The organism is Arcicella sp. LKC2W, assembly GCF_034931005.1.
Classification (GTDB): Bacteria; Bacteroidota; Bacteroidia; order Cytophagales; family Spirosomataceae; genus Arcicella.
The window spans coordinates 210,411-226,125 of record NZ_JAYGIN010000005.1 but is presented as its reverse complement, the minus strand read 5'-3'; the positions used below and the strand labels follow the sequence as shown (position 1 = coordinate 226,125).

The window sequence follows — 15,715 nt, the reverse complement described above, 5'->3', positions numbered from 1 at the left end:
ATACGTTTAAATATAGAATGAATATTCAATATAAATAACAAAAAGGGCTTCTATTCCACCCTATCGCAGTTTTTGGGCTGTTTTAGCATAAATTGGTAATTCCTCACCTTCTGAAAGTACAGGTGTGATTTTTATAACGACAGATTTTGATGTTGGCGTATTACTGACATCTGCAACGCTATCAATAGGCACTAAAACGTTCGCTTCTGGGAAATAAGTGGCTACATTTTTTGATGGAATATTATAAGGAACAATGATAAACCGTTCAGCTTTTCTATTGACTCCACCAAAAGAATTATGTAAATCAACAATTTGATAGGCTTTAAATCCCGCTGATTCGATGTCTTTTTCATTCATGAGAATTACTCTTCGTTCATTAAAAATACCTCGGTAGCGGTCATCTAAGCCATAAATAGTAGTATTAAATTGGTCGTGTGTCCGAATTGTCATCATTAAGTATTCATTATCAGCCATTTTAAAAGGCTCAAAATGACAAACGGTAAAATTAGCTTTAAGGTTTTGAGTAGTAAATTTCCCTTCTCTTGGAGCATTTGGTAAGTAAAAACCGCCAGCCTGACGCACACGGGCATTATAATTATGAAATCCATCAATTGTTTTTTCAATTAAATCTCGAATCAAATCATAATTACCAACGAGTTTCTCCCAATCAATTTTACTACGATTCTTTAAAGTAGCTTTGGCAATTCTTGCCACAATAGCTGATTCGCTCCAAACGGTATCAGCTGGAGGCGTTAAAGTTCCTTTTGATTGTTGGACTACTCCCATTGAATTTTCAGTGCTAACAAGCTGTTTTCCAGACGCTTGAATGTCTTCGTCAGTTCTACCCAAACATGGTAAAATAAGAGCTATTTTGCCATGAATAAGGTGGCTACGGTTCAATTTTGTTGAAATATGAACGGTTAATTGGCAATTTTGAAGAGATTTTGCCGTAAATTCTGTGTCAGGAGTTGCTGAAAGGAAATTTCCCCCTAATGCCATAAAAACTTTGCCAGATTCTTTGTGCATCGCTTTAATAGCTTTTACAACATCAAAACCGTGTTCTCTTGGCGATTTGAAATCAAAATTTTTGTCTAATTTATCTAAAAAAGCTGAACTTGGTCTTTCAAAAATACCCATTGTGCGGTCGCCTTGCACGTTGGAATGCCCTCTCACTGGACAAGTTCCTGCCCCTTCTTTGCCAATACTTCCCTTCAATAATAAGATATTTACTACTTCTTGAATGGTAATGACCGAATTTTTGTGTTGGGTTAATCCCATCGCCCAGCAGATAATTATACGATTATGTTGGATTAGTAAAGTCGTTGCCTCCTTTATTTGTTCTAAGGAAACCCCACATTCCGCCACTAAATCATCAAGTTGATAATTCTTTAAATCATTGATAAAAAGCTCATAATTAGCTGTATTTTCCTTGATAAATTGGTGGTCAAATACTGTGTTTGGGTTAATTTGTTCTGCTTCGTACAGTAAAATGGCCATTGCTTTCAGTAAAGCAAGGTCCGAATTTATCTTGATTTGTAGGTAAATATCTGTTAAAGATGTACCACCCGAAACCATATCTGATAGATTTTGTGGGTGCTGAAATGCCAATAATCCTGTTTCAACTAATGGATTTACAGAGATTATTTTAGCTCCTGCTTTCTTGGCATCTTCCAAAGCAGTTAGCATTCGAGGGTGATTTGTTCCTGGATTTTGCCCTAAAATCATAATTACTTCTGCTTTATTGAAGTCGTCAAGGGTAACAGAACCTTTGCCTAAGCCCAGTGTTTTTCCTAAAGCAGAACCACTTGATTCGTGGCACATATTGGAACAATCAGGCAAATTATTCGTTCCAAACTGCCGTACAAATAGCTGATACAGAAAAGCAGCTTCGTTTGAAGCTCGTCCAGAAGTATAAAAAATACCATCATTTGGCGATGGTAAAGCATTCAATTCGTCCGCAATTAACGTAATAGCCTCTTCCCAACTGATTTTTTCATAATGTGTTTTTCCTTCTTTTAACACCATTGGATGCGTCAAACGACCTTGTTGACCGAGCCAATAATCAGATTTTTGAGACAATTCTGCGACTGAATATCTTTGGAAAAAAACAGGCCCTAATTTCAATGTTGTCGCTTCTTCAGCGATTGATTTTGCTCCATTTTCGCAGTATTCAGCGATGGAAGAACGCTCTCCATCAGGGTCTGGCCATGCACAAGAAGGACAATCCACACCACCTTTTTGGTTTAGCGACAATAAAACCTTCATTCCCGTAAATACGTTCATTGCTCCAAATACGTGTTTGAAGGAATTGGTAACCGCCTTTACACCTGCTGCAACTTTTGCTGGGTCTGTGATGGTTATTCCCGTAAAATCTGTTGGTGGCTGCGGGTTTATTGCTTGTTTTTTCATCTTTAATCGTTTGAAAATCGTAATCGTTCTATGCCAGTATATACATTGAAATGTTCTTTTTTTAGAAAACCAATGAGTGTTAAACCAAATTTTTGAGCTAATTCTACCGCTAAACTTGAGGGAGCACCGATAGCTACCAATATAGGTATGCCTGCCATGAGCGTTTTTTGTACTAATTCAAAACTCAAACGCCCACTTACCAAGATGATTTTATCAGATAAATCTAAGTTATTTCGTGACGCTCCAATCAATTTATCTACGGCATTATGTCTGCCGACATCTTCCCGAAGCATCAGAATTTCTCCATTTTTATCGAATAATCCAGCCGCATGAAGCCCACCTGTGTACTGAAAAACTCGTTGTTGCTCTTGTAAAAGATTCGCTATTTTATAAATTATCTGATGATTAATCAGGTTTTTATGGATAGGAATATAAGGGCAACCTAATTTTTCAAGGACTTCAATTGATGCTTTTCCACAGATTCCACAACTGGAAGTAGCATAAAAATTTCGTTCCAGCCCAGAAATATTTACTTCAATTTCAGGTTTAACTTCAACCCGAACAATATTTTCAATGGTTTCTTGTCGCCCTAAATCAGTACAATATTTAATGGAATGCACCTGTGATTGGTCTTGAATAATTCCTTCGGAATACAAAAAACCGAGAGCTAATTCAAAATCATGTCCAGGTGTTCGCATCGTAACAGCTATACTTTTTTGCTTCCGATTATTGATTTCTCCAAAGCCTAATCTAATTTCCATCGGGTCTTCAACAGCCAATAAATCATCTTTTGGGAAAACTATATCTCCTGAAATTTTATGAATTTGTATGGGTGAAATACTGTGCAAAATATAATTAGGTTAAAATTTTATAGTCATTTCATCACTCGCTATTAATTAGGCTTGCTTTCCATAAATGTGCCATCGGTATAAAATATTACTATTCGTTCTATTTGTTTTCCCGATGGCTGTGGTTGCTGAGTTGGTACAACTGGACGTTCAATTTTTCGTCTTGGAGCAACATTTACAGGTGTTTGTACGACATTCTGTTCAGGTTGATAATTTTTAATAGATTCTCGTGGCGTTTGCTCAAATATGTTTTGACTATTAACTCTCTGATTTAAAGGGTTTTGTCGGTTGATTTGAGGGGTGTTTTGCTGAGGTACTTCAGAATCAAAAAGTAGCCAATCTCGGTCAATATCAGGGAAAACCTTTAGAATTCGTTGAATAATGTCCAAACTGGGCTTATTTCTACCCGAAAGTATGTGTGAAATACTACTTCTTTGTATGCCAACAGTATCAGCAAAATAACTTGGTGATATACCTTTGTCAATTATAATTTGTTCAATTTTCTTATTTAAGTCCATGTTACATTTGTTTATTGTAATTAACTTTACAATGTTTGATTACAAATGTATGCAATTAAAGTAATAATAACAATTGTACAAATGTTAATTGAAGAGATGTGTGTGGTATAGTTTACATTTGTACTAATATAGGCAATGAGTTACAAATGTACTTGGCAGAGTCTTTTTATAAATTTGCTTGCACTTTGTAAATGCCGTCCATTTGTAAATTAATCTTCCCGTCTCTGTATAATCCGCCAATTGCTTTCTTGAAATCCTTCTTTGACATTTGTAAATTTTTGTAGATGACCTCTGCATCAGTTTTGTCTGTATATGGAAGAAAGCCCTCTGACGCAATGAGAAGGGTATAGATCTGTAATTTAAGATTGTCAATTCTGTCAAATCCTTGTTTTACCACGCTTAAGTCAATCTTTCCATCAGTACGTATTTTCTTGATGAATCCTTTTGTTAATTCCCCTAAAGGCACATCTTTGAATATTTCACTTTTGTAAATTACGCCAATATAACGTTTGTTAATCAAAGCTTTAATTCCTAAATCTGTATATTCGTATGGAATTAAATCAACTTCTTGCCCCTCGTTTAATTCTGTAATATCCGTTTCTAAGAATTTATCCAACTTAGCTGACGCAACAATACGCTCAGTTTGTTCATCAATATAAATGTAAACTAAGTAAGAACGCCCTAACGCCATCTTAGAATGTTGCTCTCCGAAGGGAACAAATAAATCCTTCATTAAGCCCCAGTCAAGGAACACACCCAACTTACTTACGTCTTTCACTTGTAAGTACGCAAAGTCTCCCACAACCGCATAAGGTTTAAGCGTGGTAGCAATGATACGGTCTTCAGAATCTCGGTAAATAAATACATCTAAAAATTGCCCAATCTGTGTACCTTCTGGAACATATACACGTGGAATGAGAATTTCTTCCCCATCATAACCGTCCAAGTAAAGTCCAAAATCCAATTCTTTGATTACTTCAAGTTTGTTAAATTGCCCCAATTGTAAGGGAGCAGAATCATATATCATATTTGTAAGATTTTAATTTTATGTAAAATTGCAATAAAAATAATTAGTTGTTAGATGTTTGAGACACACAATGGGAATTAATAAGTTTTAATTTGATATTTTGTTTATAAAATCAGTATATAATACAAATCATTTCGATAAACCTTTGTAGAAACGGTTAGAACGACACATCGTTTATGTTTTGAGGTTTCCAATAGCCAGAAACACTAAAAGCTGAAGAGACTATTAAAATAGAATGCCCTGACGCAATAACCACCGTATATATTATTAAAATGCCCTAACGTAATTTTACTCATTTGTGAGAGATGTACTGACGCTATGTATAAGAATGCTCTGACGTAATTATATATTACTATCTAAGGTAATGCCCTAACGCAATCATATTTATTTACATGAGATGCACTAACGCCATACATATATACTGAATAAGCTTATAAGGGAGAGAAGACAATTATTAACCATACTTATTTATAGAAGATGCTAATAACTCCTTAATACAAGTTAAAACAAGACGGATTACTTTAAGTGGATAAGATGTTGTTGTAGTATATTCTGACTGATATGATGGACAATGTTTTGTAATAATGACTAAGACTTGTTTGATTTGTGATTATTTTGTGATTATTGTTTCTTAGAATCATGTAGAACCAACTAAAGTTCAAGTGGGAGTCATTAGAATTTGACTTAGTATTTAATATAGAACCTATTTAAACTTATTCCTTTTGTTGTAAATCGTTTCATTTGAAGTCTGTGTTTTTAAAATTATTCAATGTAGCGTTGCTATATCTGCTCTACGGCGGGTCAAAACTTTAAAAACACAGTCGTAAATTCAATTTCTATTCAAAACGAAAAGTTTAAACAGGTTCATGCATTAATTGTCAAGTCAAAGAAGTTTGCCTACTCTTATTTTTAATATATCCATCAAACAAAAAAGTCGTGGAGGGTATCCCCTTCCACGACTTTTATTTTAGTAATTACTTATAACTAATAAAGTAGTTTTAAACTACAACGTTATTTTCTCTTAAAGCAGCATTCAAAGAAGTCTTTAAATCTGTACTTTCTTTACGTTTTCCGATGATTAAAGCACACGGGACATTATATTCTCCCGCAGGGAACTTCTTTGTTAAGCTACCAGGAATAACAACACTATTTTCAGGAACAAACCCAATGTACTCTACTGGAGTTTCGCCAGTCACATCAATAATCTTAGAACTTCCCGTAATAGTAACACCTGCACCTAAAACAGCACGTTTTCCAATTCTTGCTCCCTCAACCACGATACAACGTGAACCGATGAAAGCACCATCTTCAATAATTACTGGAGCTGCTTGAGGTGGCTCTAGAACTCCACCAATACCCACACCACCACTTAAGTGTACATCTTTGCCAATTTGGGCACAACTTCCAACTGTTGCCCAAGTGTCAACCATTGTACCAGAATCTACATAAGCTCCTATATTTACATAAGAAGGCATCATTATCACTCCCTTAGCTAAAAACGCCCCATAACGAGCAACTGCTGGAGGAACAACTCTAACTCCTAATGAGGCATAGTTCGTTTTGAGTTTCATTTTATCGTGATACTCAAAGATACCTACTTCTTGTACTTGCATTTGGCGAATTGGGAAATACATCACAATTGCTTTTTTTACCCAATCATTTACAGTCCATGTACCATCTTCATTTGGTTGTGCTGTACGAAGTTCACCTTTATCGACTTTCTCTACAATTGTTTCTATTGCAGTAATGGTTTCTGGTTTCGAGCGGAGGCTTGTATCTTCCCACGCTTGTTCAATAATTGCTTTTAATTGCTCCATTAAAATATTTATCTATTTGTTCATTATAAAATTGAACTACAAAGTAAAACCATTTACTTGATAATTTAATCATTTAGAAAAGACATTTAATGAATAAAACAGAGTACAATGTGGAGGATAAAGGGAAAAGAGAATTGTCTAAGACAGTGAGATTTTGAGGAAAACTAACTTTAATTCCTAATATTGAGTGGAGGTGTTTTTTTAGTTATTCTAAATATAACTCATTATTTTAAGCATATAGTTTTTCTTTGCTTAAAATAATTCAATATGCTGATTTTCAGCATATTGTAAAAATAAAAAAACTGAAAAAATAGCACTGCCAAAGAAAATTTGGTGGTTTCTAAGGGTGTGATATTATCTTATTTAGTAGATAAATGTGACATAATGTCATATATGAAAATGAGATATGACTGTTAAAATATTGACATTAAATGTCATTAATTATACTCTTCTATCGGAATAAAGATAAGAGGTTTTTATAAGACTTTCGATAGGTGCTATTCATTTTGTTGGCAAGTATATTTATGAAAACCAGATTTTAAAGATAGCTATTATTTTGATACAATCACTACTAATAATTATAACTAAAACTATGCCAATAGTTTAATTAGGTATAAGAATAAACGATTATATGTTATACGAAAGATGTTCACACCTAAAGATAAATTAGATTATCATTCCTTATGAAATGATATCAATATTTTACTCATTGATACTTAACTGATTCTACTGTTAAATTAATTTTGTCTTAAGGCATACGTTATTTACCGAGAATGAGTCTTGAAGAGCCGATAAGGTTATTTAAAACAACGTTTGGAACGGCATTGGGAGTTTGCTAATCAAATATTTCAGCAGGATAAAAAACCCCAGAGGTAAGCATTTGAATGTGCTTATCCTTTTAATACACTGTTTAACAAGATTTAAGATAAATTTTACAAAAAAGCTATTTCCGTACTTTCGGGAAGTTTGCAGATAGTTGAAATTTCCCCAATAACTTATTGGAACAGTGTATTTAGTTATTTTATGTTAAAATGTTATTTCCATTCTTTTATAGAGTACATCCCACCCTCTTCTTCATTGATTTTTAATTAATGGGAGATTCAAAGGAAATAGATGGAAGATAAATACTACTATTTTTAGTATTTATAATTATAATTTTGGTTTTTGCTAATTAAATTAGTTAGCATTACTATTAATATTGACTTTTATGTCATCTTATTATACCTATTATATTTTAACTATATCCATTTACAGACTTGTATAATCCCCTAAAATCCCCTACTTTTGTAGAGTAATTAAATCAAGTATTATTATTTTTTATATCATTTTAGAAGATGGCAAAGGTAAAAGTTGCAATTAATGGTTTTGGTAGAATAGGACGTTTAGTCTATCGCCAAATCTATAACATGGAAGGCATTGATGTAGTAGCAATCAATGATTTAACAAGTCCAAAAGTGTTGGCACATTTGTTGAAATACGATTCAGCACAAGGACGTTTCAATGCTGAAGTATCATCAACTGATAGCACAATGAGCGTAAATGGTGAAAGTATCACTATATACGCACAAAGAGACCCTGCTTTAATTCCATGGGCATCTCATGACGTAGACGTTGTTTTAGAATGTACAGGTTTTTTTACTGACAAATCTAAAGCTGAAGCTCATATTACTGCTGGAGCGAAGAAAGTAGTAATTTCTGCACCAGCAACTGGTGACGCAAAAACGGTAGTTTTCAATACAAACCATAATATTCTTGATGGAACTGAAACAGTTATTAGTGGTGCTTCATGTACAACTAACTGCTTAGCTCCTATGGCCAAAGTATTAGAAGATTCATTTGGAATAGTAAACGGTTTAATGACAACTGTTCACGCATATACAAGTGACCAAAATACACAAGATGCTCCTCACGCTAAAGGAGATTTACGTCGTGCAAGAGCTGCTGCTGAAAACATTGTTCCAAACACAACTGGTGCAGCAAAAGCAATTGGTTTAGTTTTACCTTCTTTAGTTGGAAAATTGGACGGTTCAGCACAACGTGTTCCAACTCTTACAGGTTCATTGACTGAGTTAACAACAATTTTATCGAAGAAAGTAACTGTTGCTGAAGTTAATGAAGCAATGAAAGCGGCTTCGAATGAAAGTTTTGGTTATACTGAAGACGAAATCGTAAGTAGTGATGTAATAGGTATCACTTATGGATCATTGTTTGATGCAACACAAACAAAAGTTCAAACTGTTGGTGATACCCAATTAGTGAAAACTGTTTCTTGGTATGATAACGAAATGTCTTACGTTTCACAATTGGTACGTACAGTTAATTATTTTGCTAAATTAATCAACAAGTAATCAATTTACGTTTGGCATAAAAAAAGGGACTTCAATTAAATTGAAGTCCCTTTTTTTATGCCAAACTCACAGACTAAATAATTTATTGAAAAACCTTTTTCTGTGAAAATTTCTTCAAATCGAGTTTTGATACCATAATGACTTACATTTAAATCTGACTTATATAAATCGTTTGTATGAATAAGATTATTCACACCAAAATTTGTCAAAGTCTCCAAAGAGTAATCAAAGAAAGGACGGCAATCTGTTTTTAAATGTAATAAACCAGAATCTTTGATAATAGTGCTATAAATTTCCAAAAACCGTTCATTGGTCATTCTACGTTTTACACCACTCTGTAAATGGTGCGGATCAGGAAAAGTTATCCATATTTCCGAAACTTCATTCTCAGTAAAGAAATTTTCTAAGTCGTGAGCCTTTGCCCGAAGAAACCCTACATTTGTTAATCCTTCATGAATTGCTTGATTACTTCCAACTGCAATTCTATCTCCTTTAATATCAATTCCAATGAAATTTTTCTCAGGAAAAAGTCTTCCTAATCCTACTGTATATTCCCCTTTGCCACATCCCAGCTCTAATACTATCGGGTTAGAATTCTTGAAGAAAGAATCCCCCCAATTTCCTTTTATTAGTTTAAATAGAGGTTTCCCTTCCTGAAGAACATTACTATTTTCTTGTATTTGTTTAAATCTTACTTCTTTTTGACGACCCATATATTTTCCATTCTATTGTTACTAATTTATTTAGCTAACTAATATGTCAGATGTCTGCCATATTTTACTCAAATACCTTTAGCCTATTTTCTCAATTATTTAGTCACTCTTAGCATAACTCACAACTACCTGATAATCAATTAGTTACGAAATAAAATTAATCTTATTATATAACTTTACAGAATCACGATTAAATACAATCCATAACTCGTTGATTATCAACTACTTAGATTAACGATTGAGTTCTGTGAGAATCGAGTAAACCGTAGTTGTACCCAACTAATCTGCAATATTCAATTCTCAGCCCGTTGTAAATAGATACGTTTTAAAAATAATTATCATACGATAAAGACGAAAGATTATTTGGCAACCAAATTTCTTGCCCTTTATCCAAATTTCAAGAAATTAACAAAGGATAATATACTTTAAAATATTGAGTTTTTTACACTAAAGATTTTCAATTTCTGATACTACAAAAGTACTACCTCCCACATATACAAAATCATTTATTTGAGCTTTCTCCTTTACAATTTTAATCGCCTCATTCACATCTCTAATCACAATACCCGATAATGAAAAATTATTAGCTTTCGTTTTTAAGACTTCGGCATCCAATGCTCGAGGAGTATTGGATTGGCAAAATATATAATTTGCTGTTTTAGGAAAAAGTTCCAAAATACCGTCAATGTCCTTATCCGAAACAAATCCTAACACAAACCATAATTGCTCAAAATTTAGACTTGAAATATTTTTAAGAATTTCGCTTATGCCACTTACATTGTGTCCAGTATCACAAACTATTGTTGGGTTGGTAGATAATGTTTGCCATCTGCCTTTAAGCCCTGTTTGAGCTATTACCCGTGAAACACCTTGTAAAATAGCATCATTAGAAATGAGGTAACCATTTTTGTTAAGAATTTTTACTGCAGTAAGAACTCCAATTATATTTTTCAATTGATAAGAACCAATGAGTTGAGAATAGAGAATTTCGGTACTCCCTTTAGACTTATCAAGAATATTTAATTCTAAAAGACCATTAACGATGTTGCTTTTGTTGACCTCGTAGAAATCCTCTGCAAAATAAATAGGAGCATTCTCATGAGAAGCCTTATTTATAAACACTAATTCCGTATCAAAGTGCTTTTCACTAATAACCACAGGTATAAAAGGCTTAATAATTCCAGCTTTTTCTGTGGCAATCTTAGTTAAAGTATCTCCTAAAATATCGGTGTGGTCAAAACTGATATTAGTGATAAGTGATAAGTCTGGGATAATCACATTGGTTGAGTCTAACCTCCCTCCTAACCCAACTTCTATAATAGCAATATCAACTTGTTCTCTTGCAAAATAATCAAAAGCCATACCAACAGTTAACTCAAAAAAAGAAGGTTTCATATTTTCAATGAATCCTTTATTCTCATCAACAAAATTTATCACTTCGGTTTCTGAGATTGCCTCTCCATTTATTCTAATACGCTCTGTAAAAGATTTCAAGTGTGGAGACGTGTATAAACCAGTTTTATAACCTGCCGATTGAAGAATTGATGCTAAAAAATGAGATGAACTTCCTTTTCCGTTAGTTCCTGCGATATGGATTGATTTGAATTTTATTTGAGGATTATCAAGATGTTCACAAATTGCCATTGTGTTCTCTAAATTTGCTTTAAATGCTTTTTTTCCAATTCGATGAAAAACGGGTAATAATTGATAAAGATATTCAATTGTTTCTGGATAGGTCATGTTGTTAATGAATTAAGTAATTGGTACAACTCTCAATAAATCGGGGTGTAAAGATAGTGCTTATCTTTTATTAATGGATAGCCATCTTTTGAAAAATAATCCTTTAATTTTGTAGCTGGAAACAAATTAAATAACGATTTTTCAAAGGATTAATCTTTGAACAAAAAGCATAAAATGAAAGAATCAGAAATCAATTTTAGAATTCAATTAGACGACCAAAGTGTTCCAGAGCAAATTTCATGGTCTGCGACAGAAAACCCAAATGAAGGTATCGAGGAGACAAAGTCAATCTTCATAGGAGTATGGGACCATTACCATAAAGGACTATTAGCCTTGCCACTTTGGACGAAAGATATGGATGTTTTTGAAATGAAACGTTTTTACATTGAAATTATTGGTAGTGTCGGCAATACATTAATTGAAGCTACAGGTGATGAAAAAATGGCGAAGAATATTGAAGGGCTTTGCCGTGTACTGACAAAGGACTTGCAAGAAGAATTAAAAGCCGCTGAAAAGCAATAATTTATGTTAATGATTGTTAATGCCAATTTCTTACGAAGGAATTGGCATATTTTTGGTCTATAAATAAAGAAAACTCATGAAAAAATATTTTTTAACTCCCCTATTCATATTAACACTTGTTGCTACTTTTGCTCAAAAAGGTACAGCATTTCTGCAAGGTGGAAATCTCAGGACAGTTTTTGATGTAGCAAAAGTTCAAAACAAACCTGTTTTTTTAGAAGTCTATGCTCAATCTTGTCATGTATGCAATGCTTTTAAGGCAACATTTGACCTACCACAAGTTGGCAATTTTTATAACCAAAATTTCATTTCTTATAAGTTGGATATTATGACACCTGAAGGTCAAGCCTTTCTGAATAAACAAGGAATTTGGATTCAGTCAACACCTACTTTACTATTCTTTGATAAGGATGTAAAATTGATGCACATTTCAATTTTAGGAGAAAACAATAATTCATCTCAAACATTAATTGATGCTGGAACAAAAGCTCTCAATCCCAAACAAAGAACAAGTGCATATAAGGCAAGTTTTTTATCAGGAAATAGAGAGCCAAATTTTTTGATTGATTATGGTATGATTTCGAGACTTATGCGTGATACCGTGAGTAATATTGCGGCAATGAACGCATACGCCAAGAAAATTGCAAAAAATCAATATGGAAATAATACAAGTTTTTTAGTTTTACAAAAAGTTATTGTAGATGATGAGAATGACATTTTTAAATATATGATAGCCAATTTAAAGGAATTCAATGCAAAATATGATAAGAAATTAGTAAAACAAACTGCCGAAAATATAATTATGTATTCTTTATATAGTGCAAGAGGAATGAAATACTCAAGCACTAAAATTAATAAAGTTCGTGAAAATTTGGCAAAATTGGGAGTTGACAATAAGTCAATTAATGGGCGTGTCTGGAGAGAAGAATCAACTGCTTATTTTAGAGAGAACAAACCAGAAAAAGGTATGGCTATTTTAAGTACATTAATTGATGCAAAGACTGAAAAGGCCTCTTATAAATTTTTGTATGATTGGGTAAAAGCAAGAACGTCCGATAAAACGGCTTTGGCAAAAGCGAATATTTGGTTAGCAAAAAGTAAATAAAAAAAAGCTCAATGAAAATTCATTGAGCTTTTTTTTATAGATATGGACTTGAAAATTCTAACTTCTTTAACCCATTTTTAACCTCGGGACAGCTCATAAAAAGCTTCCATAACATTTGAGTTCGATAGTTTTCAATCATGATAATTTCTGGACCTTGGTCAATTGCTAAGAAGGAATCAGCATACCAAGGTCTATTCAAATTAAAAGCATCTACAAAACCATAATTTTTCCAAATTTTATCTCCCAAAGTATAATAAAAAAACTTCAAGGCCTGCATTGATTCAATTGGCGTATAAGGAAAAGATGAAAGAGCAGCAGTAGGTGATATCGTACCATTATCATTATTTGGTTCATGGGCAGAATAGCCATTATACTCATCACTTGCAGTTAGTCCCCAATTTTTTTCAGAATAGCCATTATGTTTTTTTGAATTGTTCTTACAGTGCAGGTAATTTATTTTACTATGGGCTACATTTTGTTCAAGATAATTGGCATGAATATCGGTGAGTCCATTTGGGTCTAAACCCAAGAAAGAATAATGGGCAAAAAATAGTGGACCTCCATAGGCAAAACCGACTGGTAATTTTACACCGAAATAAGTATTCCCATTTTTGATAGCTCCATTTCTTGCCCAACCATTGTCATAAACATCTTTTGAAATGCTAAAATTAGAAGAAGAAGCAGCCAAAACATAAGTTATCAAAGCTTCATTGTAGCCAGAAATCTGCATATTCATATCCCAATTGAAATTAGGTGACCAATGCCAATACAAAGTTTTTTCATTATTTCGGCGAAACCACGACCACTCTACCTCATTCCAAATTGTATTTATCTTAGATTTTAGCTCTAACTCCTCTGAGGTATTTTTTGAAAAATACTGTCTTGCCGTCAGCAGTCCTTGCAATAAGTAGGAAGTTTCAACAAGGTCAGCACCATTATCTTTTGTACTGAAAGCGATAGTTGCTCCAGTTGTACCATTTAACCAATGGGGAAACGCTCCATGATATTTTTGAGTTTTATTTTTCAAAAAATCAACCATTGTTTTAATCCGAACGAGTCCTTCATTTCTGGTGATAAACTTTCGTTCAATACCAACTAAAATTGCCATTATACCAAAACCACTTCCTCCAGATGTTACGGTTTCTCCAGATGAATTTCTCTCTCTTGATAAACCAGAAATAGGATGCCCAAAATCCCAAAAATATTTAAAGGTCTGTTTTTGGACTAAATCCAATAATTGTTCATCTGAAATTCTCGCAAATTTATCAGTTGAATCAATTGCCGTAATAAAGCTTACTCTTGAATCACTATTCAAAAATGTTCCATTTTTTGATTTCAATTCTTTATAAATTTCAACCACATATTTTGAAAGGCTTTTTAATGACCCTTTGGGTTTGATGATAATTGAACTATCATTTTGAGCATAGATAAAATCAACTGGAAGAATATCAGACGTTTGGCTATCCGCCAAAATGATATTTTTTGCAACAGTTTCTCTATTAATAGGTGCTTTAAATGACAATTGAATATTCGGTCGATAACTTTTTTGATAAAAGGGTTGAACATCACTCCCATCTATTTGGCTACTTTGAAGTTCAAATACTTCAGGAATAACAACATTATTATCACTTGATTTACAGCTAATTAAGGCAAAAAAAAGGATACTACATTTTAAAATATTCATATTTCTATCATTAAAAAAAGGTTGTTAATCAAAATTAACAACCTTTTAAATTATAAACACCCAATTTTCAATTATCTTCCCACATCTTCAAGCTGATATAAAGAATTAATATCCCCAGCAGAAAGAGCTTTACTAAAAACTCTTACCTCATCCATTAGGCCAGTCATTGGTACTTGCCATGAATCGGCAGTTGCACCTGGTAAATTTGTACCCCAAGCACCCAACACAACTTTTGATGGCGTAGCGACAATTAAGTTTCCAGTTGTGCCACGTTGTTCCCACTCAGGATTACTAATTTTTTTCCCATTAGCATATACTTGAAACATTGAACTTGTTCCATCATACGTAATTACCACGTGCGACCATTTCCCTGCACCTTTGAAAGCTAAGTCTCCACCTTTTGATGGTTCGTTGCGAGAGTCTTGCCAAGAATCACCCGCTGGTAATTTTGAAACAAATAAACCTTTAACCAACATCGTATCTTTGTCGGCTTTGTACCAACCAGTTTCTGCCATCATGTTAATACTACCCGCCCACTCATTAGGACGGGTAAGTGTAAAAAATGACGAAGGATTTGTTCCATTATTTTTTACATTTACCCATGCTGACACGGTAAAACTTTTCAAATTATTAAGTGCTGCTATTTCATTATATTGTAAATAACCAGCAGCAAAGTTCACCGCTTGCCCTTTTTTCCCAGTTGTAAAAGTTGCATTTTTCGAAGAAGCGGCAGCTGAGCCAGATTTCATTTCTTTATCTGTTCCTTCAAAACCCCAGTGAGCAAGTAAGTTTGTTGCACCAACTTCTTCTGCACTATTATAACCTCCTATGGGTGGTAATGAAACAGTTTCGTCTTTCTTACAAGCAGTAAACATCGTTGCTCCTAAGAGAATAGTTGCAGCAAAATAGATTTTAATCTTTTGGATTTTCATGATTTAGTAATTTTAATAGTTTAAAATTGTTTTTAATAAAAAATTGGATAGT

The 15,715-nt window shown here is 33.4% G+C and carries 12 protein-coding genes; 3 read left to right on the top strand and 9 right to left on the bottom strand.

The features are described 5' to 3' along the window. Positions 1 to 60 precede the first annotated feature (60 nt). The 5 genes from VB796_RS06145 to VB796_RS06125 form a co-directional block, all read right to left on the bottom strand. Entirely contained in the window at positions 61 to 2,409 is a 2,349-nt protein-coding gene (locus tag VB796_RS06145; protein ID WP_323345636.1) for an FdhF/YdeP family oxidoreductase, read from the bottom strand. Between the two features lie 2 nt (positions 2,410 to 2,411). Next, positions 2,412 to 3,257, bottom strand: a complete 846-nt coding sequence (fdhD, locus tag VB796_RS06140; protein ID WP_323345635.1) for a formate dehydrogenase accessory sulfurtransferase FdhD — start codon at positions 3,255 to 3,257, stop codon at positions 2,412 to 2,414. 44 nt (positions 3,258 to 3,301) lie between these two features. Then, complete coding sequence (locus VB796_RS06135) at positions 3,302 to 3,775, bottom strand: helix-turn-helix transcriptional regulator (protein ID WP_323345634.1); 474 nt, start codon at positions 3,773 to 3,775, stop codon at positions 3,302 to 3,304. 166 nt (positions 3,776 to 3,941) lie between these two features. Further along, positions 3,942 to 4,802: a S1 RNA-binding domain-containing protein gene (locus VB796_RS06130; protein WP_323345633.1), complete on the bottom strand. Its 861-nt coding sequence runs from the start codon at positions 4,800 to 4,802 to the stop codon at positions 3,942 to 3,944. 998 nt (positions 4,803 to 5,800) lie between these two features. Then, on the bottom strand, positions 5,801 to 6,619 hold the full coding sequence (locus VB796_RS06125) for a 2,3,4,5-tetrahydropyridine-2,6-dicarboxylate N-succinyltransferase (RefSeq protein WP_109742654.1): 819 nt from the start codon (positions 6,617 to 6,619) through the stop codon (positions 5,801 to 5,803). A 1,334-nt stretch (positions 6,620 to 7,953) separates the two neighbouring features. Between VB796_RS06125 and gap the strand changes: the two genes are divergently transcribed. After that, positions 7,954 to 8,967, top strand: a complete 1,014-nt coding sequence (gene gap / locus VB796_RS06120; protein WP_323345632.1) for a type I glyceraldehyde-3-phosphate dehydrogenase — start codon at positions 7,954 to 7,956, stop codon at positions 8,965 to 8,967. 35 nt (positions 8,968 to 9,002) lie between these two features. On the opposite strand, the gene trmB is transcribed toward gap, so the two are convergent. Both trmB and VB796_RS06110 read right to left on the bottom strand, forming a co-directional pair. Continuing rightward, a complete protein-coding gene (gene trmB, locus VB796_RS06115; protein WP_323345631.1) occupies positions 9,003 to 9,680 on the bottom strand; it encodes a tRNA (guanosine(46)-N7)-methyltransferase TrmB in 678 nt (225 codons plus the stop codon). A gap of 447 nt (positions 9,681 to 10,127) precedes the next feature. Continuing rightward, on the bottom strand, positions 10,128 to 11,420 hold the full coding sequence (locus VB796_RS06110; RefSeq protein WP_323345630.1) for a folylpolyglutamate synthase/dihydrofolate synthase family protein: 1,293 nt from the start codon (positions 11,418 to 11,420) through the stop codon (positions 10,128 to 10,130). 174 nt (positions 11,421 to 11,594) lie between these two features. Here VB796_RS06110 and gldC point away from each other — a divergent pair, with 174 nt between their 5' ends. Together gldC and VB796_RS06100 are read left to right on the top strand one after the other, a co-directional pair. After that, positions 11,595 to 11,942, top strand: coding sequence for a gliding motility protein GldC (gldC, locus tag VB796_RS06105; protein WP_323345629.1), 348 nt, complete (start codon positions 11,595 to 11,597; stop codon positions 11,940 to 11,942). Between the two features lie 76 nt (positions 11,943 to 12,018). Next, positions 12,019 to 13,047 (top strand): thioredoxin family protein, encoded by a 1,029-nt coding sequence (locus VB796_RS06100; protein ID WP_323345628.1) that lies wholly within the window; start codon positions 12,019 to 12,021, stop codon positions 13,045 to 13,047. A 34-nt stretch (positions 13,048 to 13,081) separates the two neighbouring features. On the opposite strand, the gene VB796_RS06095 is transcribed toward VB796_RS06100, so the two are convergent. Beyond that, complete coding sequence (locus VB796_RS06095) at positions 13,082 to 14,731, bottom strand: glucoamylase family protein (RefSeq protein ID WP_323345627.1); 1,650 nt, start codon at positions 14,729 to 14,731, stop codon at positions 13,082 to 13,084. Between the two features lie 71 nt (positions 14,732 to 14,802). Beyond that, on the bottom strand, positions 14,803 to 15,663 hold the full coding sequence (locus tag VB796_RS06090; RefSeq protein WP_323345626.1) for a LamG domain-containing protein: 861 nt from the start codon (positions 15,661 to 15,663) through the stop codon (positions 14,803 to 14,805). Positions 15,664 to 15,715 lie beyond the last annotated feature (52 nt).